A 26933-nucleotide genomic window follows, 5' to 3' on the forward strand; every position below is an offset into this window, starting at 1 on the left:
TAGACCACTTAATTAAGCGAATTGGTATAAAAAGGCGCTTAAGCGCCTTTTTGTCCATGAAAATCTGTGAGTTGCTATTACTTTAGAGGTCGCTGTAAAACCTGCACATGGTTTTTTAGGATCTCAATTTCACATTGCTTGTAGGCAATAGCGGCTTTCGTACTATTTGGCATTTTTTGTAGATAACGCCAACGACAGCTGTCTTCTAAATAACGCTCTTGGTTCTTGATGCTGCGATTAAAAATCGGTAGCAATTGGCTGTTACCGCTATCTTCTTTGATTTTCTCAAGATCCATAGTGAGCTTATTAATCCACATCTTTTGGTCACGCTGCAGATCGGCGATAACTTGATCAAGACATTGAATATAGCGTTTGGTGTCATCGGTATTGTTGCTAGCAAGCTCACACGTTTGCTCTGCTTGAGCATGCGATGCACTCGCAATTAAAGCTAGAAAGCTGCCCTTAACGAGTATTGATGTTTTATTTTTTATCATGGTAATTAAACTCTAATATAAACTCAGCACCGGCTAGTTTCTCTGCATCTTTAATGGTTAAGGTGCCATTATACGAGTTGACTAAATCCGACACGATAGCCATGCCGACACCGTGGCCACTTTCATAGGTATCGAGTCTGGTACCGCGAGTCAGTAATGATTCACGCTTGTGCTCAGGGACACCTGGGCCATCATCACTTATACTGAGGGTTAACTTTTTGTTCTGCTTAACCTTTATATCGACCTGTGAACGGCAAGCTTTACAGGCATTATCGATTAAATTACCAAGTAGTTCCATCAAATCTGTTTTATCACCCAAGAAATAGTCTTTTTCACTAACCTCTGAGGTAAATATAATATCTTTGTCGCGATAAACCTTGCTCATCGCGCTTATAATTGAGTCAATAACAGGCTTGATATGAGTTTGTTTCTTCCATGTGTCAGACGCACCTGTTGCAGCGCGCTTTAACTGGTGTTCGATCATCACATTAATTCGGTCTAGCTGCTCTTGTGCATCCGCATCATTGGCTAAAGGGCTTGATTTAAGCACTGCCAAAGGCGTTTTTAATGCATGAGCAAGGTCGCTCAACGAAGCACGGTAACGCTCTTTTTGGCGTTGCTGCGATTCAAGCAATAAGTTTAAATCGGCTTTAATAGTTTGTAGTTCAACCGGGTAAAGACCTTTAATTTGTTGGTTATCACCCGACTCAATGGCTTTAATTTCTTTATCGAGTCGTTGCAGTGGTCTTGCACTCCAAACAAAACCAATCGCCATGAGTGCAGCAATGGACACTCCCATGACATACATCCAATTTACGAGTGTCTGCTTAAAGCCATCCATCAACCTCAGTAGGGCATCATTACGCTTTAATAGGATAAAACGTGCATGCTCAGATTGATCAATGTTTTCTAAAATAACGGTAAGGGTTAATTGCCAGTACACGGTATTGTTGTATTCAACCCGACGAAAATCCGCAGAGCCAGCTGGGGCTTCAAAGTTATCAGGAATAAAGTTGATATTAGTAGCCGATTCAGAATACCAAACTGGTAAGTCACCGCGATAAACCATCGCGTAGGTATCTGAGTTTAATCGATTTAGCTCTGGCGTTAAGATGGTGCTTGGCATAACAATGCCACGTTCAGTGAAATCAACTTCAGAAATTAATGAATATAAGTGAGCTTCGAGGGTTTTTTCGGTCGCTTCGACCAAAGAGGCGTAGTAAGCCTTACCAATTGAGAAAAACAGAATTGGTAGGGCGACTAATAAAACAAAGACAAGGATAAATCCTTGCCTTACTTTAAGCGGTATTTGCGATGCTACCACTGACTTTTTAGCCTATAACCACGGCCGCGTAATGTTTCAACAGGGTTAAGGGTACCATCAGGGTCAAGCTTCTTACGTAAACGCAATACGAAAACTTCGATTACGTTTGAATCAAGGTCAAAGTCTTGGTCGTAAATGTGCTCAGTTAGTTCAGATTTAGAAATTACCTTTTGTGGATTAACCATTAGGTATTCTAAAACTTTGTATTCGTATGCCGTTAAGCTAAGTTCTTTATCGTTAACCCATACTTGCTGTGAGCGAGTATGAATTTTAATAGGGCCAGCTGTCATTTCTGGGTTTGCTTTACCGGCGCTACGGCGGATAAGCGCATTACAGCGGGCAATTAGCTCTTCAACGTGGAAAGGTTTAGTTAGGTAGTCATCTGCACCTGCATCTAAGCCTTCTACTTTATCTTGCCAACGGTCACGTGCCGTTAAAATCAAAATAGGAATGGTAATACCTTGTGCACGTGCTTTGGTAATTAGTTCAATACCATCAACTTTAGGTAAGCCTAAATCGACTACCGCCATATCTAGCGGGTATTCGGTAATATGGAATAAACCAGCTTCACCATCGTGACAAAGGTCAACGCTGTAACGCTCTTTTTCTAGGGCATTACGAAGGTTATCTGCTAAGTGTAAATCATCTTCAATTACTAAAATTCGCATTCTTAATCCTTTTTCACTTCGCCAGTCTTTTTGTTCACATGGACATCAACCACGTGGCCGTTCGTTTTTAAAATTCTTACGGTAAATACTTTATCTTGCTCTGTGATTTTTAGGGTTCGGCCGTCTTCAGACTTTTTGGCGATCGTCACAGCCTGCTTTTTAGTCACCTCTTGGGCTTGTTTCTTATTGGCATCAGCATGAAAGCTTGATAATGCAAATAAAAGACTAAAACTGAAGGCTAATAATATGCGCATGACGGGGAACTCCTAAACCAGACCCATTTAGTTTAATTAACCAATTAACTAAAATTCAAGTAATTACGTTAAATTCTGTAATTCAATAGCCAAATCTTAGTTAATAAGCCGTGAACAAACACTGAATTATTGGTTCAGTTAAGTTCAGAGGTTAACCAAATACTTTCTTAAATGGTTTTACGACTGAGTTGTCGTAAACACCCGCCGCAATATACGGATCGTTTGCTGCCCATTCACGTGCTGCTTCTAATGACTCAAACTCAGCAACCACTAATGAACCAGTAAAACCAGCGTCAGCTGGATCTTCACTGTCAATGGCTGGCAATGGGCCTGCCGTAAATAAACGGTTTTGATCGTCTAATTCTTGAAGGCGTGCTAAGTGAGCAGGACGTGCAGATTTGCGAGCTTCTAAACTATTTTCAACATCCGTTGAATAAATCATATACAGCATGGTGTGTTCTCAATGTTATTTTTAAAAAATAGTAGCATATTCTTAGCAATAGACGAGAGATTATTCGCGTAATAATCTTTACACAAACCCATATAACTTTAACTTATAAAGCTTGAAATACGCGGTGTAACACTGGTAGAGTCGCTGGGTTGAGAAAATAATAATAAGGTTTTTAAATGAGCGAAAAACGTGAGCATTTTAGCTCCCGCCTCGGTTTTATTTTAGCGGCAGCCGGTTCTGCTGTAGGTATCGGAAACTTAGTAGGTTTTCCTGTTTCAGCCACAAAAAACGGCGGTGGTGCTTTCCTTTTAGTCTATGCATTGTTTGTCATTTTTATCTGTTTGCCAGTGATGATGGCTGAAATGGCCATGGGTCGTAAAGCGCAAAAAGATCCACTAGGTTCATACAAATTTTTAGCGGGTAATGATCCAAAATGGAACTTTGCTGGCTTTTTAGCTGTATTAACGCCATTTATGATTGCTGTTTTTTACATGGTGATCACGGTATGGATTTTCGGTTATTTATCGCAAACCGCTTTTGGTAATCTAGATGCCTTGGCGCAGCCGGATAATTTTGGCACCTTTATCAATAGCTACACCGTGTTTGGTTATATGGCCGTGGTTGCCATCATCGTTAACTTGATTTTAGTGGGCGGTGTTAAAGAAGGTATTGAAAAAGCGGCTAAGTTTATGATGCCAGCTTTATTTGTACTACTCACCGCGTTGGTTGTATACGTACTAACTCTTGATAACGCAATGGCCGGTGTTAAGTACTATGTTGTTCCTGACTTTTCAAAAATGGATGCCAGCGTATTAAATGGTGCATTAGCTCAAGCGTTTTTCTCGTTGTCACTGGGTATGGGTATCTTAATGACCTATGCATCGTATATTTCTAAGAAAGATGACATTGTTGGTAGTGCAAAAATGGTTGCAGTTACTGACTCGATGGTGGCATTTATTGCTGGTCTAATGGTGCTTCCAGCTATTTTCAGTTTTAACCCAGATACTGACCCTAGTAATTTATCAGATTCGTCAGTATCGATGATTTTTGTTTACCTACCAAAAATTTTATTAGCGTTACAAGCTGATATTGGCTACGTGGGTGCATCAATTGTTGCGTTTGTATTCTTCTTACTTGTCTTTTTTGCTGCAATTACGTCACTTGTATCAATTGTAGAGGTGCCAACAGCGACTTTAAGCGACCGCAAAGGTATTAGCCGTAAAAAAGCACTGGCTATCTTAACTTTATCTACAGGTGTTTTAACTGTGCTGTGTACAATGTCATTTGGTATGGTTGACTCGCTTACAAAGTTTGTTAGCTATGGCGGTGCAGATAAGAGCTTATTTGATATTGTTTATGATGTGTTTTACGACACAATTTTACCGCTTAACGGTTTAATGGTGTGTTTATTCGTTATGTATCGTTGGAAAAAAGCTAACTTGTCGGCAGAGTTAAGCCAAGGCTGTGAAGGCTATATTGGCAGCTTCACAGAGAAGTATGTGAACTTCTCACTATCAACGTTTATCCCTGCCATTTTATTACTAATCTTTGTAAATACGGTGGCGACTAAGTTTTTTGCATTTAGTATTTTCGGATTTTAAAGACCAGTTCAATACTTAGCCGCGCACTTTGCGCGGCTTTTTTATGCCTATTAAATTAAAAGGCCCCCGCATCGAGCGCATCACCCAAGCCAAGGGTAAACATCCAAAGTCCCCATAAACTGTGTTCAATCACACACACGAAGGTTGAGCGGCTTTGCGCATAGGTGTAAGAAAACAGCAGCCCCCCTAAAAAAGCCAACAGTACAGCCAAAACATTCGCATAGACAATATGCGCCAATGCAAACACTGATGCGCTGACAATAATACGCACTGTTTTACTTGGCATAATGCGTTTGTAGCGATGGAAAAAATAGGTTCTAAAAATAAGCTCTTGCGGCATCACCGATAAAATGGGGTAGAGCAATAACAACATTAGCCAATCGTTAAACGAGTTTCGTGGCAGTGAAAACCAGTTTTCTTGATTCATGATCCCGTAAAACATTCCAGAGAATAGCGCCCCTAAAAAGAAGAAACTAAATAAGCGACGTTTTACCGCACTAAATTGCCCAAGGCTTGTTAAACGAAAGCGTTTAAAATGGGGATCAGATAAAAGCAACATGCCGCACACGGCCATTAAAATAATAAGGGCAGGAATAAGCCAGTTAGCGAGGTAGGCACGAAGAAAGAAGCCTAATAGCGGCAAAGAAACAAATATGAGGGTAAATTCAAGCCAGCGGTATTGGTTAGCGTTCAATGTCGTCTCAGCGTGTTTTTTGCTTACGCTAACAAGCTAAGACGACAGATTTATGACATTAAGATTGCTTTGGATCTTTCTCTTCGTCATCTTCTGGTAAGTATTTGAATAGGGTGATGATCGTTGCTAACACGCAAACAAAGGTAATGCCCATTAAGCCAAACACTTTAAAGTTAACCCAAAAATCGAGCGAGAAGTTATAGGCAATGTAGATATTCAGCGCCGAGATACCTGCAGTCACCGCAACCCAAAATAGGTTAAGCTTATTCCAGAGCGCTTCAGGTACGTTGATTTCTTGTTTACTCTCAGAGGCATTTTCTAAAATCGAGCTAAGTGCTTTTTTCACTAGGTTTTTGCCAAGAATATAGCGGCTTACTAACAAAGTAACACTGAAAATGGCATACACAATGGTGGCTTTCCATTTTACGAACTGCTCGTCGTGGAACACTAAGGTGAGCGTACCCAGTACAACTGCAATGGCAAAAAACACCCAGTGACGGGTTGGCACTTTACCATCTTTAAAATAACAGTAAGCAACTTGAATTAAGGTGGTTAGCATCAGCAAGGCTGTTGCCCAATAAATATCAACTAACTTGAAAACCGCAAAAAACAGGATCAGCGGGATGTATTCAATAATCGCATGCATAAATTTATAAATGCTCTAATTTAAAAAGATACTGGGTTGTATCAAGTTATCGTGCAAGATACAAGGTTGACTTAGCAGCCCTGAAAGCTTAGCCTCCCGAGCCAATCTGGCCTAAACCTGCGTTTAGGTTGTTTTAACTTATCTTTTTCCGCTTAACCTCAGATGATTAAGCGGCGTATTTTGGAGCACTTTTTATGAATAAAGCCGCGTTAGTATCGCAAATGGCTGCCCACAGTGAATTAACAAAAAAAGACACTCAAGCTGCCTTAACCAGCATGTTAAATGCTATCGAAAAGTCTCTTTCTGAGGGCGATCAAGTGCAAATTAATGGCTTTGGTACGTTTGCTCTGAGTTATTACCCAGCACGCAAAGGACGCAACCCACAAACCGGTGAAGAAATTGAAATAGAAGGCGCTAACAAGCCAGTTTTTAAACCTGCTAAAGCACTCAAAGACGGTTTATAAGCAGGATTTGCAAAGCTGTTGTAGTATTTACAGAGCATAAATAGAACACCTGAAAATTTATTCAATATTTTCAATCTATTAAGTTTGGCATGTTGTATGCTGTTAATCATTTAGGTTTACCTAAATAAGGAGATAACATGTCAAATTTAAATAGCCAACTGAATGGTAAAAAGATTGCTATTCTTGCAACCAATGGTTTTGAGCAAAGCGAGCTATTGTCACCACGAAGCGCATTATTAGAAGCGGGTGCACTTGTCGAAGTTGTGTCACTTGAGCGTGGCGATATCACCGCATGGGATGAAAACCAATGGGGTGAGCGAGTCAGTGTTGACCGTGTAGTCAGCGAAGCAGACTCTGCTGAGTATGACGCGTTACTTCTGCCTGGTGGCTTATTTAACCCAGATACGTTACGTCAAGATAGCGAAGCAAAAGCCTTTGTTGATGGTTTTTTCAGTGCCGGTAAAAACAAGCCCATCGCCGCGATTTGCCACGGCCCATGGTTATTAGCCGAAATTAATAAACTACGCGACCGCAAAGTGACCTCATACCCAAGTATTAAAACTGATTTAATCAATGCAGGAGCTAATTGGGTTGATCAAGAGGTGTGTGTTGATGAGGGCATAGTTACAAGCCGAAGCCCAGCCGACTTAGAGGCTTTTAATCGAAAATTCATAGAAGAAATTAAAGAGGGCGAGCATCGCCATCATTAATCATAAATTGTTAAGCACAAAAAAGGGCCTTTATGGCCCTTTTTTAAGCAATACAATAAGTTACTTTGTAGCTGCCTTCATACTGGCTACAAACTCTTTTAAACCAGTTAGCATCGCTGCCTGGTCATCAAGATTTGCCTCGATGATTTTAACAACCGCAGAGCCTGAAATCGCACCAGCAGCTCCTGAATCGAGTGCTGACTTAACATCTTCTGGTGTTGATACACCAAAACCAAGTAATGCCGGTGCAGCATGGTAGTCTTTTAGTTTTTTAACTAATGAATCTGCTGGCATTTGTGCCTTGGTTTCTGTGCCTGTTACACCTGCGCGTGAAAGAAGGTATGTGTAACCACGGCCATATGACGCACACTCTCGTAAAGTGTCATCATCAGCATTCGGTGTAGCAATAAAAATTGGGTCAATGCCATTTTTCATTGCTGTTTGGCGAAATAGCTTTGATTCATGTAGCGGCACGTCAGCCACTAAAATTGAATCGACACCGGCTTCTTTAGCATCTTGATAAAACTTCTCAATGCCACGCTTAAACACAAGATTTGAATACAATAATAGGCCAATTGGAATATTGGCATTGTACTGGCGCACTTGTTTGATGATATCAAAGCAATCTTGGGTATTAATGTTTTCATCAAGTGCACGAATGTTGGCAGCTTGGATCACTGGGCCATCAGCAATCGGATCAGAAAATGGAATACCTAGCTCAAGGGCATCAGCGCCGCCATCAATTAAGCTTTTGATGATTTCTACACTCAGTGCTTTATTAGGATCGCCAATCGTAACAAAGGGTACAAAAGCACCTTGGTTTGTTTCATTTAATGTGGCGAACAGTTGTCCGTAACGGTTAGTCTGGCTCATAGTGCGCCTCCTTCTGATAAAACACTGTGTACGTGAGCCAAATCTTTATCGCCTCGGCCGCTTAGGTTAACCACTAAAATGGTGTCTTCGGTTTGTTGCTCGGCATATTTAAGGGCATATGCGAGGGCATGGCTTGATTCAAGCGCCGGAATAATCCCCTCGTTCTTAGCCAGTAGTTGGAATGCTTCAAGTGCTTCAGTATCGGTAATACCTACGTACTCAGCACGGCCAGTTTCATGTAAGTGCGCATGTTGTGGGCCAACAGCAGGGTAATCAAGACCTGCTGATACAGAGTAAGACTCTTCAATTTGGCCATCATCATCTTGCATAATGTAGGTATAGGTACCGTGTAAAATGCCTTTGGTGCCTTTACATAAGGTTGCACCATGCTGGTGGGTATCTAAGCCTTTACCAGCAGGCTCTACACCAATTAATTTTACGCTTGGCTCATCAATAAAGTCTGTGAACATACCAATGGCGTTAGAGCCACCACCCACGCAAGCAAGCACAGCATCCGGTAAGCGGCCTTCAGCTTTCAGTACTTGTTGTTTTGCTTCTTCACCAATCATTTTTTGGAACTCTCGCACCATGGTTGGGAATGGGTGAGGGCCTGCTGCAGTGCCTAGTAGATAGTGAGCATCTTTGTAATTTGCTGACCAGTCACGCAGGGCTTCGTTTACGGCATCTTTTAAGGTGCCAGAGCCCGCTGTGACAGGAATAACCTCTGCGCCCATTAATTTCATACGAAATACATTTGGTTGTTGGCGTTCAACGTCTTTTGCACCCATGTAAATACGGCACTTTAAGCCAAGTAGGGCGCAGGCTAGGGCCGTTGCAACACCGTGTTGGCCGGCACCTGTTTCTGCAATCACTTCTTTTTTACCCATGCGTTTGGTAAGGAGTGCTTGACCAAGTACTTGATTGGTTTTGTGCGCACCACCGTGCAGTAAATCTTCACGCTTTAAATACAGTTTTACTTTAGGGTTTTTAACTAAGTTACGTGTCAGTGTTAATGGCGTAGGGCGGCCTGCGTATTCATTTAATAGTTTTTCAAACTCAGCCTGAAAAGCTGGATCGCTTTGCGATTTATTAAACTCTGCTTCTAGTTGCTTGAGTGCTGGCACAAGCAGCTGTGGTACAAACATACCACCGAATTCACCGAAATAAGCTGGATTTTGCATTCTAACCTCAATAATTTCTGATATGCGAAAACGCATTTTGTAATTTTGTTTGGCACTTTTTACCCGCTGACGCTTCAACGCCAGAATTTAGGTCAAGACCATTAGCACCGCGATAAAGCGCTGCGTGAATATTTTCTGGGTTTAAACCCCCGGCTAACATAAACGGCACGGTTGTCGTTTCTAGCACAGACCAATCAAATGCTTCGCCTGTGCCGCCTTTTTGGCTTTTGCTGTAAGTGTCGTACAAATGGCGGTCAACCCCTTCAAGCGGTTTGGGTAATTCGCCTTTAACGGCTTGGGCTTTCCAAATTTCACAGCCAAGCGGTAATTGCTTTCTGAGACTTTGAATATACTCGCTATTCTCGTCACCATGTAATTGCACTGCAGCTAATTTTAAGCTTTGTGCATAATCGACCACTTGTTCAAGAGGTGCATTGACAAACACACCCACATACGCGAGCGGGGCACTTTGCGTAACTTGCTTGGCACAGTCGATATCGACATAGCGCGGTGACTTAGGATAAAAAATTAAGCCACCATACACAGCACCACTGGCGTAGGCTGCCATCGCATCTTGTGAACGGGTTAAACCACACACTTTGTTCTCACCTAAAATGACTTTACGGCATGCGGCTTCTAAGTCGCGCTCAGCCATCAGTGAGCTGCCAATTAAAAAGCCATCGCACAATGGTGCAAGACGTTTTACATCTTTATGGGTATAAATGCCCGATTCTGAAATCACTACTTTGTCATTTGGGATAAGCTGACGTAAACGCTCAGTTGTTGCAAGATCAGTACTTAAATCACGAAGGTCGCGGTTATTAATACCGATAAGGCTGGCATTAAGTGCAAGTGCACGACTAACTTCTTGCTCATTGCTAACTTCAGTGAGGACCGACATATTTAAAGAATCAGCCACTTTATGAAGCGCTAAATATTGCTCGTCATCAAGGACAGAGAGCATTAATAAAATGGCATCACCACCAGATAAGCGTGCTAAATATACTTGGTACTCATCAATAAAGAAGTCTTTACAAATAAGCGGCTGTTCAACTTGGCTGCGCACATACTCAAGGTACTGATAGCTGCCTTGGAAATATTTTTCATCTGTTAGTACGCTCATACAGGTTGCGTACTTTTTATAAACCGATGTAATTTCGTCTAAATTAAATGGTTCGCGAATAAGTCCTTTTGACGGTGAGGCCTTTTTACATTCTAAAATAAACTGTGTACCGGTTGCTGCTAATGCGCCTTCAAAGTCTCGCTTGGTTGGCACAACCTCGTTAATGAATGACTCAAGCGGGCGCTGTGCTTTTCTTTGTTCTAATTCAATACGTTTGTCGGCAACAATTTTGTCTAACACGTTAGCCATGACTTACCTCAATAATTGCGTTCAATGTGTCCATCGCTTTGCCTGATGCTAATAAATTGCTTACTTGATCTGCGGCTGCTTTTAAATCACTTGCTTTATCGGTTAAATAAAGAAGAGCGGCAACGTTGGCTATAATGGCTGCGTTATGCGCCATTTCACCTTGACCTTGTAAAATCGCTAAGCTTGCTTTTGCGTTATATTCTGGGCCTTGGCCTGCTAGTTGTTCAAGTGAATAGTTTGCAAGACCAAAATCGCTCGCTGTTAGCGTGTATTCACTCAGTTCACCGTTATTAAGTTCAACCACTTTGGTTGTTCCGTGTAAGGCAATTTCGTCAGTGCCTGCACCGTGAACCACCATAGCGCGTTTTGTGCCAAGGGTTTTTAGGGTTTCGGCCATTGGTAAACACAGCGAAGGGTCATAAACACCAAGCAATTGCACCTCAGGGGCAGCAGGGTTCGCCAGTGGCCCTAGGATATTAAAAATTGTGCGGCTTTTAAGGGCCGTACGCACGCCCATCGCATGGCGTACACCACTGTGATAATGCGGTGCGAATAAAAATGTAAAGCCGGTATTGTCTAAACAATGGGCAGCTTGCTCAGGGCTCATATCGATATTGATACCCAAGGCTTTGAGTAAATCTGCAGAGCCCGAGTTACTCGACACACTGCGATTACCATGTTTGACCATGTTGATGCCCGCAGCGGCAGCAACAATAGCAGCCGTGGTACTAATATTAATTGTGTTTGAGCCATCGCCACCGGTACCACAGCTATCAGCAAGTAAGGTTTTGCTGGTTTGAAATGGCACTGCATTGGCGCGCATTGATGCCGCCGCACCGGCGATTTCATCACTTGTTTCGCCTTTTAGTTTTAGGGCGATAAGTGCAGCCGTTAATTCAATATCATTAAGCTGGCCATTCATGATGGCATCAAATAATGCAGTTGCTTGCGAAAATGATAAATCTTGCTTTGCTAATAATTGGTTTAACTGGGTTTGAGTTGTTGCTTCCATGTTATTCCTCTACTGCACGCGTGCGGTTAAAAATTCAATGCTTTGCTGTAATAGCAATGCGCCATTTGGCGTTAAAATTGACTCAGGATGAAACTGATAGCCAAGGGCATTATCTTGTTGATGGTAAATTGCCATCGGAATATTTTCATAACAAGCAATTACTTCAACGTCATCAGGGACTTTGGTTGCCATTAATGAATGATAACGAGCAACCGGCATTTTATCGCCCATACCCGCGAATACTGGGTGCTCAGTCAACGAAATAATTGATGACTTGCCATGCACAGTTTCACCTGCATGACCAATAACCCCACCGTAGCTTTGTGTTAGTGCTTGCTGGCCTAAACAGATGCCGAGCATAGGGAAGCGGCCTTTACACAGTTCAATGAGTTCCATTAAACAACCCGCATCAGATGGTGCGCCAGGGCCAGGTGAAAGCACTAATAATACAGGCACTGTCTCTTGGCACATTTTGTCGAAGATGCTTTGTGCACTGATGTTATTACGGTATACCACTAACTGGCACCCTAACATAGAAAGTTCATCGACTAAGTTATAACTAAATGAATCAAAGTTATCTAAAAAGTAGATTTTATAGGCTGATGTTGTCGTCATTATTGTGCCTCGTAAGTCGATTGAATCGCAGTGATCACAGCTTGTGCTTTAGCGCGGGTTTCATTGGCTTCTGATTGTGGATCTGAATCAAACACCACACCTGCACCTGCTTGCACATAGGCTGTGCCGTTTTTAACAAAGGCAGAGCGAATAACAATACAGCTATCCATGGCGCCATCGCCCGTTAAATAACCCACAGCACCACCATAGCTGCCGCGGCGTTTTTGTTCGGTTTTACGAACTAACTCAGCAGCGCGTACTTTAGGTGCACCCACTAAGGTGCCCATGTTCATACAAGCTTGGTAAGCATGTAGCGCATCGAGTTCAGGTTTTAAAGTACCCACAACGCGTGAAACTAAATGCATCACTTGTGAGTAGCGGTCTACTTTTAATAACTCTTTAGCGTGACGTGTGCCTGGTACGCTAATACGGGCAACATCATTTCGCGCTAAATCAACTAGCATCAGGTGCTCGGCACGCTCTTTTTGGTCGTTGCGAAGTTCAAGCTCAATGCGGCTGTCTAGGTCTGGATTAATTTGCCCGTTAGCAAACTTGCCACGAGGGCGAGTGCCGGCAATAGGGTATACCTCAACTTGTTTACTCTCTGCGCAATATTTGAGGGCTGACTCGGGTGATGCGCCGAATAACACGAACTCTTCATCGCGCATGTAAAACATATATGGGCTTGGGTTTTGTAGTTTTAATTGGCTATAAGCATGAAGTGAGTCAGGGCAGGCGAGAGAAAAAGTACGTGATGGCACAACTTGGAATATATCGCCATCAACGATGTTATTTTTTAACTTGATGACATGTTCGCAGTATTGCTCGTCGCTAACATCAACAGAAATTGGGTTTGAGCCTGTTTGCTTTTGCCCTTGGTAGCTTTGTGCATTGTCACATACGGCATTTAAACGCTCTAACTGTTGACCAACCTCAAAGCAGTTTGCATGGACTTCAGGGCCGTTGAACACATTGCCAATTAGCTCGGTTGTTTTTGCTTGATGGTCGATGACAACTAACGTTTCGGCTAGGTAGAAAACATAATCCGGGCAGCTGTTTTCGCCGTCAGGCACATCAGAAAGAGTTTCGAAATTAGCAACCATGTCGTAGGCAAATACACCGCCTAAGAACACAGAAAATGGGTTATCTGTGGTGCTTTTAATACTATTAATACAGCTACGTAGCGCACTAAAAGCATTATCTGCTACTAATTTACTGGCTTCATCAATATCGCTTGCTACCTCGTTGTAGGTTAACGTTAATGTATCTTCTACAAGCTCTGCAGAGCAGTTTTGCACATGAGTTTGTAAATAAGGCAGTAATTGTTTGCCGTTATTTGACTGTGCAGTGAGTGTGACCTGCTTGCCTTGGCAAACAATACGTAGCGCTGAGTCAACCAAAATTAGACTTTTTACACTGTCTTTAGAATCAATTTCAGCAGACTCTAACAGCAGTGAATTAGGCTTATCGAGTAAACTGTATAACGCAAGTGGGCTACTGATGTAATCGCGCACTTGAGTGATACTGGTTACTTCACCCGGTGTCGTTGTTATATGACTAAAAATCAAACCTCATTCTCCCTCATTCCCAAAAACTCTTTAAAAAACAAAACCCCGCGAAGCGATGCTTGGCGGGGTTCGTATAAAGATGCCTATAAATTAGATAGACCCTTACCGTCCCGCTAAGCCAGGCGCCACCACCAATGATGTGTAAGAGTTGCTATGTAATTCATTATAAAACCTTAAAATTTAGATATAAAAAAACCCGCTACTTGAGCGGGTTTTGAAATCGTTAGACACGACAATTCGTCACCCGCTAGTTACGAGTGCCACCACCAAATTGTGATTTGAATTGTTTTGTTCATTGTTATTACTTATTTAACGTGTCTGAAAGTGCATACAGTAAAGCGTACCTAAGCGGATACTGTCAAGTATTAATTTACATATTAGTACGAGTTCGGCATTTACCCATCGCAATTGCCCATTTATGAGGGTATATATGTCTAACCTAAAAAGATAATCACGCCCTGGCAGTAAATTTTTGTTATACTCACATCATTGATTCAAGAACTTACGTAAAGCAGTCTTTCCCTTTGATAAAATACGATTTACATAGCCACACCACATACTCAGATGGTCAGCTATCAGTCGAGCAATTGTTACACCGCGCGGTTGAGAAAAACATAGATGTGTTTGCAATTACCGATCACGACACGTTAAGTGCGATAAAACCAGCTCGCCAAGTCATTGCAGATGATAATTTACCGCTTAAATTAATTGCTGGCGTTGAAGTATCAACAAAATGGGAAAGTTTTGAAATTCATATAGTTGGCTTAAATGTTGATGACGAAAATGACGCACTGTTGTCATTATTACAAGCGCAACAAGGCAAGCGTGAAGAGCGCGCTTTAGAGATAGGTCGTCGCCTTGCTAAAAATGGTTTTGAAGGCATTTACGACCAAGCAAAAACATTTGCCGAAAACGCCCAAATCACACGGGCGCATTTTGCCCGTGCACTGATTGAACGTGGTGTAGCTAAAAACTTTCCTGGGGTATTTAAGAAATACTTAGGGCGAGGAAAAACAGGTTATGTACCAAGTAGTTGGTGCGATATGCAAACTGCAATTGCTGCCATTCATCAAGCCGGTGGGGTTGCCGTTCTAGCACACCCTGGGCGTTATCAAATGTCGAATAAGTGGCTACGGAAATTAATTATTGAATTTAAAGATGCCGGTGGCGATGCGATGGAAGTTGCACAACCACAGCAAGCACCCAGTGAGCGCCAGTTTTTAGGTGAACTTTGCCGTGAATATGGTTTACTTGCGTCGCAAGGGTCAGATTTTCATTTTCCGACAAGTTGGTTGGAGTTAGGTAAAAATTTATACTTACCAAAAGATTGCCAAGGGGTTTGGCATGCATGGGAAGGGCAATAGGAGCGTGTAATGAGTCAGTTTTTTCATATTCATCCAGATAATCCGCAACCACGCTTAATCAGCCAAGCGGTTGATATTATTAAGCAGGGCGGTGTTATTGTATACCCAACCGATTCGGGTTACGCACTTGGCTGTAGCATTGGTAATAAGCAAGCAAAAGAGCGTATCGAACGTATTCGTGGCATTGAAAAACACCATAACTTTACTTTGGTCTGCCGCGACTTATCTGAGCTATCTACCTATGCTCGCGTTGATAATCAGTTATTCAGATTGATTAAAAATAACACCCCTGGGCCTTATACGTTCATCTTTAAAGGCACTAAAGAAGTACCAAAGCGTTTATTAAACGAAAAGAAAAAAACCATTGGTATTCGTGTTATCGAACACCCAATCACCTGTGCTTTATTGGCTGAATTAGGTGAGCCGTTAATGTCGTGCTCTTTAATTTTACCGGGTGAGCAATATACCGAGGCAGATCCTGATGAAATTCGCGATCGCATTGAAAAGCAAGTTGATTTAATTATTCATGGTGGTTATCTTCCTGAACAGGCAACCACAGTAATTGACTTGTCGGATGATGATATCGAAATCTTACGTGTGGGTTGTGGTGATACTAAACCATTTGAGTAGAGACTTCATTGACTAGCCCAGAGCTTGACGCGCCAGATAATTTACAAGAGCCAGTACAGCAAAAGCTGCCACTGGCTTTTTTGCATGGTAAAGCGGTGGTTGATAAACCTGAAGATTTATATATTCCCCCCGATGCGCTAGAGATCATTTTAGAAACCTTTGAAGGTCCTCTCGATTTACTTCTGTACTTAATCAAAAAACATAAACTCGATGTGCTAGAGCTCTCTATTTTTAGTATTACTGAGCAATACGTGAGTTATGTTGAAATGATGAGCGAGTTTCAGCTTGAGCTGGCAGGTGAATACCTTGTGATGGCGGCGCTATTAGCACAAATTAAATCACGATTATTATTACCAAAACATGAAGAGCTTGAAGAGGAAGAAGACCCACGAGCTGAGCTTGTAAGACGTTTACAAGAATACGAACAATTTAAAAAAGCCGCAGAAAATCTTGATGAAATCCCTCGCGAAGGCCGCGATATCTTTGTTGCCGAAGCACTGGTGCCAGAATTCAGTGAGCGTGAGGTACTGTTACCTGACGTTGACATGAAAGACTTGTTAGTTGCGCTAAGCGACGTTATGGCCCGAGCTAAAACATTTGAACACCATCATATTACCGCAGAAGCCTTATCGACCCGTGAACGGATGAGCTTAATCTTAGATAAACTCTCAGAGGCTCAATCACAGCTGCCTTTTAGCACTCTTTTTACGGTAGAAGAGGGCAGAAGTGGTGTTGTAGTAAGCTTTATCGCCATGTTAGAGCTGGTGAAAGAAAACCTGATCAGCTGCTTTCAGGTAGATGCCAATAGCCAGATTTATGTTGGTTTGGTGGAAGAAAGCGAATAGCTAGAAGTTAATGGTTTTAAGCAGTAAGTTTTAAGTTAGCTGTCAGAGTAGACTGAAAAATATAAGGAAAGCAGATGCAAAGTAAACATTTTACAATCAAAACCATGACCAAGAAGGAAGTCGAACTCATGATTGATTGGGCTGCAGCAGAAGGCTGGAATCCGGGCCTTAATGATGCAGAGTGTTATTTTGCTGCTGATCCTGAAGGATTTCTTGTCGGTTTTCTAGATGATGAACCTATTGCTACAATTTCTGCCATTAATTATCACGATGCATTTGGCTTTATCGGCTTTTACATTGTTAAACCTGATTACCGAGGCAAAGGCTACGGAATGCAAATTTGGAATGCCGCGTTAAAGCGCCTTGAAGGGTTGAATATTGGCCTTGATGGTGTGGTGGAGCAGCAAGAGAACTACAAAAAATCTGGTTTTAATCTGGCTTATCGCAATATCCGTTTTGCAGGAATAGGCGGTGGTAATTTACCGCAAAATGCTGACATTGTTGATCTTAATACTGTGCCATTCGAAATTATTGACGCATACGAACAGGCTTTTTTCCCGGTAAATAGAGCAAACTTTACCAAAGCATGGTTAAGCCAACCCCAATGCGACGCTTTGGGCGTAATGAACAATGGAGAACTGGCAGGATACGGCGTAATTCGCAAGTGCCAGAACGGCTTTAAAGTTGGCCCCTTATTTGCCGACTCACCAGAATTAGCTGAATCTTTGTTCCTTGCTTTAAAATCTAAAGCGAGTGCATCCGACGCTATTTTCCTTGATACACCAGAAATCAATCAAGCTGCTGTTGCTTTGGTACAGAAATACAACATGCAGGTGTCATTTGAAACCGCCAGAATGTACACCGGTGAATGTCCGAACTTGCCATTAAACCGTATTTTTGGCGTCACTTCTTTTGAAATCGGCTGAGTTTATTGGGTTGAGTGATTAAACGGTTGTGCGTAAAACTCAAAATTTATCACGTTAAGAATTAGATGCTTTTATCAACGAGTATTCATAATATTGCTAGCACCTAGCACCTAGCACCTAGCACCTAGCACCTAGCACCTAGCACCTAGCACCTAGCACCTTCTGTCTTTTTCCTTTCCACTTTCCCCTTACTACTTTCACCTTTCTCCTTTGCCTGGGTGTGCATATACGCACAGAAGCTGTTCGTTTTACGCTATTTTCATTATATAAATCCTAAGCTAAGCTGTATCTAGTTTCACGATTCTCATGGGAAATGAGTATGTTAAAGAATTCAAAGTCAAGTTATGGCTGGGTGGCCATCTTAGTGCACTGGTTAATGGCACTTGGGGTGTTTGGTTTGTTTGGCTTAGGCGTATATATGGTTGAGCTAACCTATTACGACGCTTGGTACAAAGGCTCTTTGGACTTGCATAAAAGCGTTGGTATTACCTTAGCAGCATTATTGCTGTTTCGATTTGGTTGGCGTTTGTTAGGTACTCAGCCTGAGCCTGTTGCAGGTAGCTCAAAAGCAATGAATCTAGTTGCTCACTCAGTTCATAAACTAATTTATTTAGCTTTAATCGTCATTGTGACATCTGGCTATTTAATTTCTACGGCTGATGGCCGTGCAATTGAAGTATTTAATTTATTTGCTGTGCCGGCATTACCAGAGTCTGTCGCGAACCAAGAAGATATTGCAGGTAAAATTCACTTTTATGCCGCGTATGGGCTAATAGCTGTGGTTGTTTTACATGCTTTAGGGGCACTAAAACATCATTTTATCGATAAAGATAAAACCTTAATTAGAATGATCAAACCATTGAAGGATGATTTACATGAAAAAATTACTATTAGGCACAGCACTAAGTGCTGCACTTTTCTCAACAGCTAACGCAAATGCAGCTGACTACGTTATTGATACAGATGGTGCGCACGCATTTGTCACTTTTAAAATTAAGCACTTAGGTTACAGCTGGTTACATGGTCGTTTTAATACTTTCTCAGGTGATTTTAGCTATGACGATAAAGCGCCTAATGCATCTAAAATCAATGTAACGATTGATACTAAAAGCATCGACTCAAACCATGCTGAGCGTGACAAGCACTTACGCGGTAAAGACTTCTTAAATGTTGATAAATACCCAACTGCAACATTTAAAAGTACCTCAATCAAGTTCGATGAAGACGGTGATGAAGCAGATGTAACAGGTGAATTTACCTTAAATGGTGTGACTAAAACCATTACTTTTGAAATTGATAAAATTGGTGAAGGTAAAGATCCATGGGGTGGATACCGTGTTGGTTTTGAAGGTGAAACAAGCCTTAAACTAGCTGACTATGGTATCGACTACAATCTAGGCCCTGCTTCTACGCATGTTGATATCGGTTTATTCATTGAAGGTGTGCGCAAGTAAGCACCATTAATACGACTGCCAATTCGCATAACTATGTGGATTAGGAAATTAAAAGTGCCGCTCAATGAGCGGCACTTTCGTTTCTATCTTTTAACCTTTTTTCTAAAATGGGCTGTAAATTATCAGGTAGCCAGCGAACTAAAACATCATGAAAAGCGTTTGTGTGAGCTATTTTTTCAAGGGTTTCATCTAGTAGTTTTACCGTTTCTTTGCCTTGTTTGTTATTTGTACAACCTATATAACCAACGCTTAATGCCGGTGCTTCGGTGAGTGTCAGTTGGGTCAATTCATCTTTAAAGCCCATTGAGTGCGCCAAATAGTAATGTTCGCTAGGGTAGCCAAGTAATATATCAATGCGCTTCTTATGCAGCATATAAGTTAAGCTTGCGAGTGTATCTCTGCCGGGGCGTGAGATAATATTAGCGTCATGGCTTTCGTTAATCACGCTATCTATATCGGCGCCAAACGAGCGGCTCATTGATACCCCTAATGCCAAGTGTTTTTCGTTTAATAACGACTTTAAAGACACGGGTTTTGTCACGTCTAACTTAAGTTTTGTGGCTAACTCTTTACGTATGGCAATGGAGGGTGATAAACCCACTGTTGAAGTGTGCTCTGTAAACTGAATATGCTGCTTACGGTGCTCGCTTTGATATAACGACAGCATACAGTAATTGTTGTGTGGGTTTGATAGTTCATGCACGGCGCGACTGGCTGACAATAGGGTGCGTTTAAATGAAACCTCTGGCAGAAATTGCTCTAGTAATTTGATCACACTTTCGTCACGACCTGTGCCTTCATATTTGTCATTCATGATGTAGTAGGGAGCAAAATCAACCATGATCCATTCGATTGACTTCGGTTGCTTAGTTGCAGCAACGGGGAGGCAGAAAAGTAATAGTAAAATAGAGCACGTAAAACGCATTTTTACTACCTATTTGTGGGCTTAAAATATAAGTGTAGCAGGAATTTAGCTATATGCAGGCTGGTGATGAAAAACTAAAACGCCAGCGTATTGGCTGGCGTTTATCGGTAGGGTTTAGTTGGCTTTTAGCCACTTCACAAATTGGCGTGCATCACTTGCCTTTTGGAAGATGGCGTTTTTTAAACCTTGCGTGTCACTAAAAATTACACGCTGTTTATTTACCGAGATTGATTGCACTGGGTGTGCGATCTGGATCAAAGATCCGTTGTATTTATATGACATAATAAAACTCACTCTTTCTTTTGTCTGTGTCTGTAGAGCTTTAATAGGCATTTAAAAAATACAGACCGACATTTGTTGTCTTGCTAACAGTGTTGACTAAGTTTGTGACAGTTTGGTGATGATTTGAAAATTCATCAAAATGTCATTTAGCAAACGAGTTGCAAGTATTTATACGAATATGCGGGAATTACTGGATCAAGGTAAGGGGTTAACCGCGTGGTTTCTAAAAACCAGACAAGTAGATTACTGTAAGAATTAACTAAGCGCAAGGTTTATTTTTTAAACATCAAAAATAATTTCTGGATGTTTAATAGAAACGGGCGTATTGTGATTAGGCACAAAATAACAATAAGAAGTATGCATATGAATTACCTTTTGGTGTCAGATATATTTGGTAAAACAGCGCATTTATCGCTGCTTGCCCAGCAGCTTCGCGGTAAGGTGAGTCTTTGCGACCCTTACCAAGGAGAAATTCAGCTCCCTATAAATGAGCAGTTTCAATACCAGCATTTCTTAACACAATGCGGCCATGATAGTTATTTTGAAAAAGTACATTTAAAAATGGCTGCTATTCGTCAGCCAACCACGATTATTGCATTTAGTGCAGGCGCGGCTGCCGTTTGGCGAGCTCAAGCAGAGTTAAAAAATTCATTCATTAAAAAAATTATTGCCTTTTATCCATCCCAAGTCAGATATCATCTTGAGCTTGAGGCTAACGTCCCTTGTCGATTTATTTTTCCTCACAGTGAAGAGCATTTTGATATTAAGCCTGTGGTTGCTTCATTAAAAAGCAAAGCAAAGGTGAGCTGTGAAATAGCCGACTTTGGTCATGGTTTTATGAATCCGTTATCTGAAAATTTTAATCAGTTTGGCTATCAGCAATTTACAGAACAACTGTTAAAAGAAAGTTGTCATCTAGAAGTTACCACCAACCATTAAAAACTAGTCTATAGTCATTACTAAACAATAATATAAGTAATAACTATGACGGACCAAGCAAATTACAGCCATTTCTTATCTAACCCGGTTGCTAAACCACCTTGTCGAATGATCAATGCGCAAATGTACGGATTTTTTGTTGCAGGGTGTGAGCAAAAAATGCAGCAGTATGTTGATGCAACTTTAAATTTATTAGCAACCGAATCAACCACGTTTAATGTGTTAGGGAGCACGTGTTTACTTACCTTCACTGATATCGAAAAAATTTCTTCGTTAACGCCACCGTTTTCAGAGCATGGCTGGATGCAAGAAACTGATATTATTATTTGGCTCCCAGTCGCAAAAATGCAAGGTGGTGACATTAGTCATTTATATTGGTATCCGGCATTTATTAGCGTCAATAATATTTATGCCTTAATTAATGGCCGAGAAGCCTGGGGCTACAATAAATACCTCTGTGAATACCAAATGCCAGCTGCTGTGAGTGATGCGGGCGCCTTTAGCATTTCTTTAGAATGTTTTGATGTGTTTAACCCAGACTCTAAATTAGCGATGCATGAGCTATTAACCATTGAGCAAACGCAGGCAAGTACCAAGGAAAACCTACTCGATAACTTATCGCAATTTTCTAAACACGTTACAGACTTGTTTGATGCGCAAATTAAAGGCATTGATTTATCACTTCTTAAACAATTATTAGACGGGTTTATTCATCCGCAGATGGATCAGATTTTGTTTAAACAATTTCCCGATGGTCAAGGAGATAAAGCCGTTTATCAAAGCGTGGTTCACTCACCATCGTTAATCAAAAAAATTCACCAATTAAAACTTTTACACAATGATTTTAGTTTGGATGTAAAAGCCCTTGCGAGCTTTCCTCTGAATGACATGTTTGGCATTGCACTTGGCAAACAAGCGGTTCATTTACCTTTTTACGTCAATATGGACTTTGACCAGCTTGGCGCAACACAATTGTTACCAGTATAGGGGGAAGCATGGAAAAAGAAAAAATCACCATTGTCGGTGGTGGTGTTGCAGCGATGACTGCAGCAGTGTATTTAACCGAGCAAGCTAATTGGCAAAGCCAGCGCGAAATTACCGTTTATCAACAGGGTTGGCGCCTTGGTGGTAAAGGGGCGAGTGGCCGAAACGCCCATTTTGGACAACGAATTGAAGAGCATGGTTTACATGTTTGGTTTGGCGCCTACGTGAATAGCTTTCGCACCTTAGAAGGGGTGTATAACGCACTCAACCGACCCGATAGTTGCTCATTGGCTACTTGGCAGCAGGCATTTAAACCACACAGTTTTATTGCTTTACAAGAGTTTATTGATAACGAATGGCAAACTTGGCCGATAGATTTTCCTACCATTGAAGGGAACCCCGCTGATGGCAGCCTAGATATAACAGTGTGGGACTTTGTCACCATGACATTAGCATGGCTAAAAAAATGGACCGAAGGCATTGTGCATGTTTGTCAGCAGCAAGATGCTAAAACCTCTTTAGTGACTAAAAAATCACGGGATCAATCGTTACTCAAACACATGTATCAAGAAATCAAAGCAGACATTGATACCCATTTAAATGGCGCAAAGAAATTCATCGATGATATTGAAGCAGGCGCAACTGAAATTGCCTCGAACCCACGAACATTGATAACTCATTTGCTGCAGTTCACCGAAAAGCAGGCCACCCATACAGATAAACAGGCCGATCGACTGGTGATTTGGTATATCGTCAGAAAGTTAAAACGTTGGTTTAAAGACCAAGTTATTGATTTACTCGATGACAGCCCAGAGCTGCGCAGACTTTATATTTGTGCCGATCTTGCGATTGCAATGCTCACCGGGTTGATTAAAGACAAAGTATATCGCGACGGTTTTGGTGTCATTAATTGCTACGACTTTCGTCAGTGGCTCGAAAAAAATGGTGCTAACAAAACTTACAGTGTCGATTCAGCGCCAGTGCGTGGCTTTTATGATTTGGTGTTCGCATACCCTAAAGGTGACTTTAATAAACCCAATGTTGAAGCAGGCGTTGCCGCCCTTGCCATGTTACGTATAGGTCTTTGCTATAAAGGCGGCGTGATGTGGAAAATGCAAGCTGGGATGGGCGATGTCATTTTTGGGCCAATTTATGAACTTTTAAAGCAGCGCGGCGTTAAGTTTAAGTTTTTTCATCAGTTAACTAACTTAGCTGCAGGGCAAACTGACCAAGGTGAACAGCTGGTAAGTGAAATTGAGCTTTGTCAACAGGTGAGTTTAGTTGGCCAAGATTATGACCCGCTCATTGATGTAAAACAGCTGCCATGCTGGCCAAGTGAGCCTCTGTATGAGCAAATCAGCTCTGAACAAGCGCACTTATTACAAGAATATCAAATCAATTTAGAGTCATTTTGGAGTAATTGGCCCGAGGTGTATCAAGAGCACTTTGGTACCCCATTGCCAACAGTGACGCTTCGCCATGGTATTGATTTTGACACACTTATTTTAGGTGTATCGGTTGCCTCACTTGAACACGTGGCCCCTGAACTTTTAGCTGTAGATTACGCGCTCTCTCAACAAGCTACAAAAGTACAAAGTGTAGCGACTCAGGCTTGCCAGGTATGGTTGAATAAAACCGACCAACAACTTGGCTTTACGCAAACCAATGCCGCTCATGAAGGACCTATTTTAAGTGGCTTTGTTGAGCCGTTTGATACCTGGGCGGCAATGGGCAACTTGCTCGATAAAGAAGATTGGCCAAGTGAAAATGCGCCCGTGAACATTGCCTATTTTTGCAGTGCATTTAGCTGCGAAAACTATCCACCTGCCAGTGCTCATCAATTCCCAGAGCAAATGAAAGCCGAAGTAAAATCAAATATGCATAATTTGTTTAGTGCAGATATGCGGCCACTTTGGCCTCAAGCCTATATTGATAACAAATTTGATTGGCGGGTTTTTTACAGTGATCCGCACAGCATTTTACCTGCTCTCGAGCAACAATACTGGCGCGTTAATGTTGATCCCAGTGAGCGCTACGTCTTATCTGTGGTTGATACAAGTAAATACCGCCTAGCTACTGATGGCAGTCAGTTTGTCAATTTGCGCATCACTGGCGATTGGATAAAAACCGGTGTTAATGCTGGCTGTGTTGAGGCTGCTGTAATGGCCGGTATGCAAACAGCGCGGGCAATATGTGGTTGGCCAAGCGAAATTAGCGGAGAGCATGCATTCGAAAAAAGTTAGGGTGAGCAAAGTTATAAATAAGTATGCGTATAAGTCATGAATTTTCATGATTTATATGCGACTTTAATCTATTGTTTGGTCTATACTTACCACTAAATTACAACAATTTAACAAGTTTCCCTCTTTTAAGGTCTAAAAGCCAATGAAGCGACCCTTTCTGAATGATCCTAAATTTATGATGATGTCGAGCACCTGCTTGGCAGCATGTGTAATGGCAAGCGCTTTTGCACAAGGAGCTGAGACTGAAAAAGACATGGAAGTTATTAGCGTTTATGCACAAAAGCGTCCGCAAGCAATTGAAGATGTGAGTGTAGCGGTAAGCCAAGTGGATGGCGAAATTTTAAAAGCTCAGCATTTTAAAGATTCAACTGAAATTGGCTTGTTTGCGCCAAATGTTAAAATCACCCAAAACGCCGCAGAAGGGACGCCTCCCGCTGTGAGCATCCGTGGGGTGGGATTACTTGATTACAATACGGCGAATACCTCACCTGTTGCTATGTATCTTGATGGCGTTGCGGTGGGGTCTGCTAATAATCAAATTGTTAACTTGTACGATATTGAACAGCTTGATATTTTACGCGGCCCGCAGGGTACCTTATTTGGTCGTAATTCTACCGGTGGTGCAATACTTATACGCTCAAATCGTCCTGAGTTTGATAGCTATGGCTCGTTGACATTAGGCGTTGCCAACAATAATGCCACCAGCGTTGATGGTATGTGGAACCAGCAACTATCAGGTTCCAGTGCATTACGAATTGCGGTTAACTATCAAGACTACGAATACTCAACAAAAAACACTTATGCAGACTCGCCAACAGCAGGCATGGAGCAAAAAAATGCCCGTGTGTCTTTTTTGTCTGAGTGGGATGAGGTTGATCTTTACCTGCAAGCGCATATTGAAGATTGGGATGGTATTGCCCAGCCAGTTGGTAGTATTGGTATTGTCGCAAACCCTTTAACGGGTGAGCTGTGTTCACCAGCAGATGCGGGCTCAAGACGCTGTTTTGATAACTTTGGTTTCAATGATGGCAGTGATGACTTCTTTGCGGTGAGCGTCAATAACGACTCACCTCATAAATCCGATGGCTACGGTTTTATTGCTGAACTGAATTGGCATTTAAACGAGCAAAGTACATTTACTTCACTGTCGAGCTTTAACGATTTAGAAAGGAGCCACGCTTTTAACTGCGATGGCTCCCCAGCTCGTTTGTGCGAAGGGGTATTAGGGTTAGATACCCAACTATTCAGCCAAGAATTCAGGTTATTAAACGAACTTGCTGATTACACACTCACCAGTGGTATTTATTTTGCCGATGAGACAATTGAGCAAGATAATTTAAATGATATTTTGCGTGATTTCCGGGGTGTTTTACCGACAAATTTAACCGCGACCTTTATCTACGATAACGAAATCAAGATGCAAAATTTGGCTGTATTCAGCCAAATTGAAGTGCCTGTCGCAGATAAATGGATGATTACAGCCGGTCTTAGATATGACTATGAGTCACTTGAGTATGACTCAATCGCCACCTTAAATGCGGTGGTTGATGTAAACGACTTAGATGGGGTACTGGTACCATTTTATCGTGTTACCGATGAGCAATCAGATAACGGTTTTACCGGGCAATTTGCCGTTAATTATCGCTATTCAGATACAAGCAATCTTTATTATCGTTTTGCTAATGGTAGTAAAAGTGGTGGCTACAATGGCGGCTTTTTGTCATCCGAAGAACAAGCAATCTTGGCAAACTATGGCAAAGAGCGCTTAAATGCCCATGAAATTGGCTTAAAGTCGTTCTGGCCTGGGAAGCAACTTAGAATGAATTGGGCGGCGTTTTATTATGATTATAACGACCAACAAGTGTTTATGAACCAAGCGTCAGAAACACCGCAAATGCCCCCAGTGCAATTACTTGAAAATGTGGCTGATTCAACTATTTACGGCCTTGAAACTGAAATTAATTACCAAGCAACTAAACAATTAGCCATGCTACTTTCAGTAGGCTATATCCCTCATGCTGAATTTGAAGAATACGTTGATCCACTTGGTAATAGTATTACCGATAACCAACTACCATTTACTTCTAAATGGAATGTATCAGCGGGGTTAAAATACGACACCAGCTTGGCGTCGTATCCGTTATCGGCCAACATTATTTACGATTATCAGTCTGAGTTTTATTTTGATCAGAACATGAACCCATATGCCCGCCAAGACGGTTTTAGCATTGTTAATGCGCATCTAAAATACGATGTTGAAAATTGGTCATTTACTTTATGGGGCAAAAATTTATTTGATACTGAATACAGTCAGTTAAAGTTCGATTTAAGCTCGTTCCTAGGCATGCTTGAAGACTTTAAAGGGGAAGGGCGTCGCTATGGCTTTGATGTTTCACTGCAATTCTAGTCGTTGC

Annotated in this window: 28 protein-coding genes; 14 read left to right on the forward strand and 14 right to left on the reverse strand. The window is 41.7% G+C overall.

The annotated features are described in order from the left end of the window. Window positions 1-77 precede the first annotated feature (77 nt). From IMPJCBKJ_RS13450 to IMPJCBKJ_RS13470, 5 genes are all read right to left on the reverse strand, one after another. The gene (locus IMPJCBKJ_RS13450; protein WP_138602354.1) at window positions 78-494 is read right to left on the reverse strand and encodes a hypothetical protein; all 417 of its coding nucleotides are present in this window, start codon (window positions 492-494) and stop codon (window positions 78-80) included. After that, window positions 481-1818 (reverse strand): ATP-binding protein, encoded by a 1338-nt coding sequence (locus tag IMPJCBKJ_RS13455; RefSeq protein ID WP_054552906.1) that lies wholly within the window; start codon window positions 1816-1818, stop codon window positions 481-483. Before IMPJCBKJ_RS13455 ends, IMPJCBKJ_RS13450 begins: the two co-directional genes overlap by 14 nt. Beyond that, window positions 1812-2486, reverse strand: a complete 675-nt coding sequence (locus IMPJCBKJ_RS13460; protein ID WP_054552907.1) for a response regulator transcription factor — start codon at window positions 2484-2486, stop codon at window positions 1812-1814. The genes IMPJCBKJ_RS13455 and IMPJCBKJ_RS13460 overlap by 7 nt, the downstream gene beginning before the upstream one ends. Window positions 2487-2488: 2 nt before the next feature. Beyond that, a complete protein-coding gene (locus tag IMPJCBKJ_RS13465; protein ID WP_054552908.1) occupies window positions 2489-2740 on the reverse strand; it encodes a PepSY domain-containing protein in 252 nt (83 codons plus the stop codon). A 151-nt stretch (window positions 2741-2891) separates the two neighbouring features. Beyond that, window positions 2892-3191 (reverse strand): YciI family protein, encoded by a 300-nt coding sequence (locus IMPJCBKJ_RS13470; RefSeq protein ID WP_054552909.1) that lies wholly within the window; start codon window positions 3189-3191, stop codon window positions 2892-2894. 176 nt (window positions 3192-3367) lie between these two features. On the opposite strand from IMPJCBKJ_RS13470, the gene IMPJCBKJ_RS13475 reads away from it, so the two are divergent. Beyond that, on the forward strand, window positions 3368-4792 hold the full coding sequence (locus IMPJCBKJ_RS13475) for a sodium-dependent transporter (RefSeq protein ID WP_054552910.1): 1425 nt from the start codon (window positions 3368-3370) through the stop codon (window positions 4790-4792). 55 nt (window positions 4793-4847) lie between these two features. On the opposite strand, the gene IMPJCBKJ_RS13480 is transcribed toward IMPJCBKJ_RS13475, so the two are convergent. Together IMPJCBKJ_RS13480 and IMPJCBKJ_RS13485 are read right to left on the reverse strand one after the other, a co-directional pair. Continuing rightward, window positions 4848-5486, reverse strand: a complete 639-nt coding sequence (locus tag IMPJCBKJ_RS13480; RefSeq protein WP_166340683.1) for a CPBP family glutamic-type intramembrane protease — start codon at window positions 5484-5486, stop codon at window positions 4848-4850. A 58-nt stretch (window positions 5487-5544) separates the two neighbouring features. Continuing rightward, window positions 5545-6132, reverse strand: a complete 588-nt coding sequence (locus tag IMPJCBKJ_RS13485) for an inner membrane-spanning protein YciB (RefSeq protein ID WP_054552912.1) — start codon at window positions 6130-6132, stop codon at window positions 5545-5547. A gap of 194 nt (window positions 6133-6326) precedes the next feature. Between IMPJCBKJ_RS13485 and IMPJCBKJ_RS13490 the strand changes: the two genes are divergently transcribed. After that, complete coding sequence (locus IMPJCBKJ_RS13490; protein WP_054561225.1) at window positions 6327-6596, forward strand: HU family DNA-binding protein; 270 nt, start codon at window positions 6327-6329, stop codon at window positions 6594-6596. Window positions 6597-6733: 137 nt separating this feature from the next. Beyond that, window positions 6734-7306, forward strand: a complete 573-nt coding sequence (locus tag IMPJCBKJ_RS13495; protein WP_054552914.1) for a type 1 glutamine amidotransferase domain-containing protein — start codon at window positions 6734-6736, stop codon at window positions 7304-7306. A 60-nt stretch (window positions 7307-7366) separates the two neighbouring features. On the opposite strand, the gene trpA is transcribed toward IMPJCBKJ_RS13495, so the two are convergent. From trpA to IMPJCBKJ_RS13525, 6 genes are read right to left on the reverse strand one after another with little or no spacing between them, the layout of a single operon-like run. Then, window positions 7367-8179 carry a tryptophan synthase subunit alpha gene (gene trpA, locus IMPJCBKJ_RS13500; RefSeq protein WP_058584766.1) on the reverse strand — a complete coding sequence of 271 codons (813 nt, stop codon included), beginning with the start codon at window positions 8177-8179 and terminating at the stop codon, window positions 7367-7369. Beyond that, window positions 8176-9360, reverse strand: a complete 1185-nt coding sequence (trpB, locus tag IMPJCBKJ_RS13505; RefSeq protein ID WP_166340684.1) for a tryptophan synthase subunit beta — start codon at window positions 9358-9360, stop codon at window positions 8176-8178. The genes trpA and trpB overlap by 4 nt, the downstream gene beginning before the upstream one ends. Window positions 9361-9367: 7 nt before the next feature. Further along, window positions 9368-10732, reverse strand: coding sequence for a bifunctional indole-3-glycerol-phosphate synthase TrpC/phosphoribosylanthranilate isomerase TrpF (trpCF, locus tag IMPJCBKJ_RS13510; RefSeq protein WP_166340685.1), 1365 nt, complete (start codon window positions 10730-10732; stop codon window positions 9368-9370). Continuing rightward, window positions 10725-11744, reverse strand: a complete 1020-nt coding sequence (trpD, locus tag IMPJCBKJ_RS13515) for an anthranilate phosphoribosyltransferase (protein WP_138619901.1) — start codon at window positions 11742-11744, stop codon at window positions 10725-10727. Before trpD ends, trpCF begins: the two co-directional genes overlap by 8 nt. A gap of 9 nt (window positions 11745-11753) precedes the next feature. Then, complete coding sequence (locus tag IMPJCBKJ_RS13520; RefSeq protein ID WP_054552918.1) at window positions 11754-12359, reverse strand: aminodeoxychorismate/anthranilate synthase component II; 606 nt, start codon at window positions 12357-12359, stop codon at window positions 11754-11756. Further along, on the reverse strand, window positions 12359-13927 hold the full coding sequence (locus IMPJCBKJ_RS13525; protein ID WP_166340686.1) for an anthranilate synthase component 1: 1569 nt from the start codon (window positions 13925-13927) through the stop codon (window positions 12359-12361). Before IMPJCBKJ_RS13525 ends, IMPJCBKJ_RS13520 begins: the two co-directional genes overlap by 1 nt. Before the next feature lie 524 nt (window positions 13928-14451). Here IMPJCBKJ_RS13525 and IMPJCBKJ_RS13530 point away from each other — a divergent pair. The 6 genes from IMPJCBKJ_RS13530 to IMPJCBKJ_RS13555 all read left to right on the forward strand — a co-directional run bounded on the left by IMPJCBKJ_RS13530 (window position 14452) and on the right by IMPJCBKJ_RS13555 (window position 19146). Then, complete coding sequence (locus tag IMPJCBKJ_RS13530; RefSeq protein ID WP_138602340.1) at window positions 14452-15291, forward strand: PHP domain-containing protein; 840 nt, start codon at window positions 14452-14454, stop codon at window positions 15289-15291. A 9-nt stretch (window positions 15292-15300) separates the two neighbouring features. Beyond that, window positions 15301-15921 (forward strand): L-threonylcarbamoyladenylate synthase, encoded by a 621-nt coding sequence (locus tag IMPJCBKJ_RS13535; protein ID WP_130166260.1) that lies wholly within the window; start codon window positions 15301-15303, stop codon window positions 15919-15921. Window positions 15922-15929: 8 nt separating this feature from the next. Further along, complete coding sequence (locus tag IMPJCBKJ_RS13540; protein WP_054552922.1) at window positions 15930-16766, forward strand: ScpA family protein; 837 nt, start codon at window positions 15930-15932, stop codon at window positions 16764-16766. 74 nt (window positions 16767-16840) lie between these two features. Beyond that, window positions 16841-17692, forward strand: a complete 852-nt coding sequence (locus IMPJCBKJ_RS13545; RefSeq protein ID WP_166340687.1) for a GNAT family N-acetyltransferase — start codon at window positions 16841-16843, stop codon at window positions 17690-17692. A 319-nt stretch (window positions 17693-18011) separates the two neighbouring features. Further along, on the forward strand, window positions 18012-18623 hold the full coding sequence (locus IMPJCBKJ_RS13550) for a cytochrome b (RefSeq protein WP_166340688.1): 612 nt from the start codon (window positions 18012-18014) through the stop codon (window positions 18621-18623). Beyond that, on the forward strand, window positions 18568-19146 hold the full coding sequence (locus IMPJCBKJ_RS13555; protein ID WP_054552925.1) for a YceI family protein: 579 nt from the start codon (window positions 18568-18570) through the stop codon (window positions 19144-19146). The genes IMPJCBKJ_RS13550 and IMPJCBKJ_RS13555 overlap by 56 nt, the downstream gene beginning before the upstream one ends. Before the next feature lie 61 nt (window positions 19147-19207). Here IMPJCBKJ_RS13555 and IMPJCBKJ_RS13560 read toward each other — a convergent pair whose 3' ends face one another. Continuing rightward, window positions 19208-20071, reverse strand: a complete 864-nt coding sequence (locus tag IMPJCBKJ_RS13560; RefSeq protein WP_166340689.1) for a TIGR02285 family protein — start codon at window positions 20069-20071, stop codon at window positions 19208-19210. A 53-nt stretch (window positions 20072-20124) separates the two neighbouring features. Between IMPJCBKJ_RS13560 and IMPJCBKJ_RS13565 the strand changes: the two genes are divergently transcribed. The 5 genes from IMPJCBKJ_RS13565 to IMPJCBKJ_RS13585 all read left to right on the forward strand — a co-directional run bounded on the left by IMPJCBKJ_RS13565 (window position 20125) and on the right by IMPJCBKJ_RS13585 (window position 26926). Then, the gene (locus IMPJCBKJ_RS13565; RefSeq protein WP_166340671.1) at window positions 20125-20271 is read left to right on the forward strand and encodes a hypothetical protein; all 147 of its coding nucleotides are present in this window, start codon (window positions 20125-20127) and stop codon (window positions 20269-20271) included. A gap of 445 nt (window positions 20272-20716) precedes the next feature. Continuing rightward, window positions 20717-21292, forward strand: coding sequence for a dienelactone hydrolase family protein (locus IMPJCBKJ_RS13570; RefSeq protein ID WP_166340690.1), 576 nt, complete (start codon window positions 20717-20719; stop codon window positions 21290-21292). Window positions 21293-21337: 45 nt separating this feature from the next. Further along, window positions 21338-22279, forward strand: coding sequence for an acetoacetate decarboxylase (locus tag IMPJCBKJ_RS13575; protein WP_166340691.1), 942 nt, complete (start codon window positions 21338-21340; stop codon window positions 22277-22279). An 8-nt stretch (window positions 22280-22287) separates the two neighbouring features. After that, window positions 22288-24519, forward strand: a complete 2232-nt coding sequence (locus IMPJCBKJ_RS13580; protein WP_166340692.1) for an NAD(P)-binding protein — start codon at window positions 22288-22290, stop codon at window positions 24517-24519. A gap of 142 nt (window positions 24520-24661) precedes the next feature. Further along, on the forward strand, window positions 24662-26926 hold the full coding sequence (locus tag IMPJCBKJ_RS13585) for a TonB-dependent receptor (RefSeq protein ID WP_166340693.1): 2265 nt from the start codon (window positions 24662-24664) through the stop codon (window positions 26924-26926). Window positions 26927-26933 lie beyond the last annotated feature (7 nt).

The organism is Pseudoalteromonas sp. MB47 (assembly GCF_011319765.1).
Lineage (GTDB): Bacteria > Pseudomonadota > Gammaproteobacteria > Enterobacterales > Alteromonadaceae > Pseudoalteromonas > Pseudoalteromonas simplex.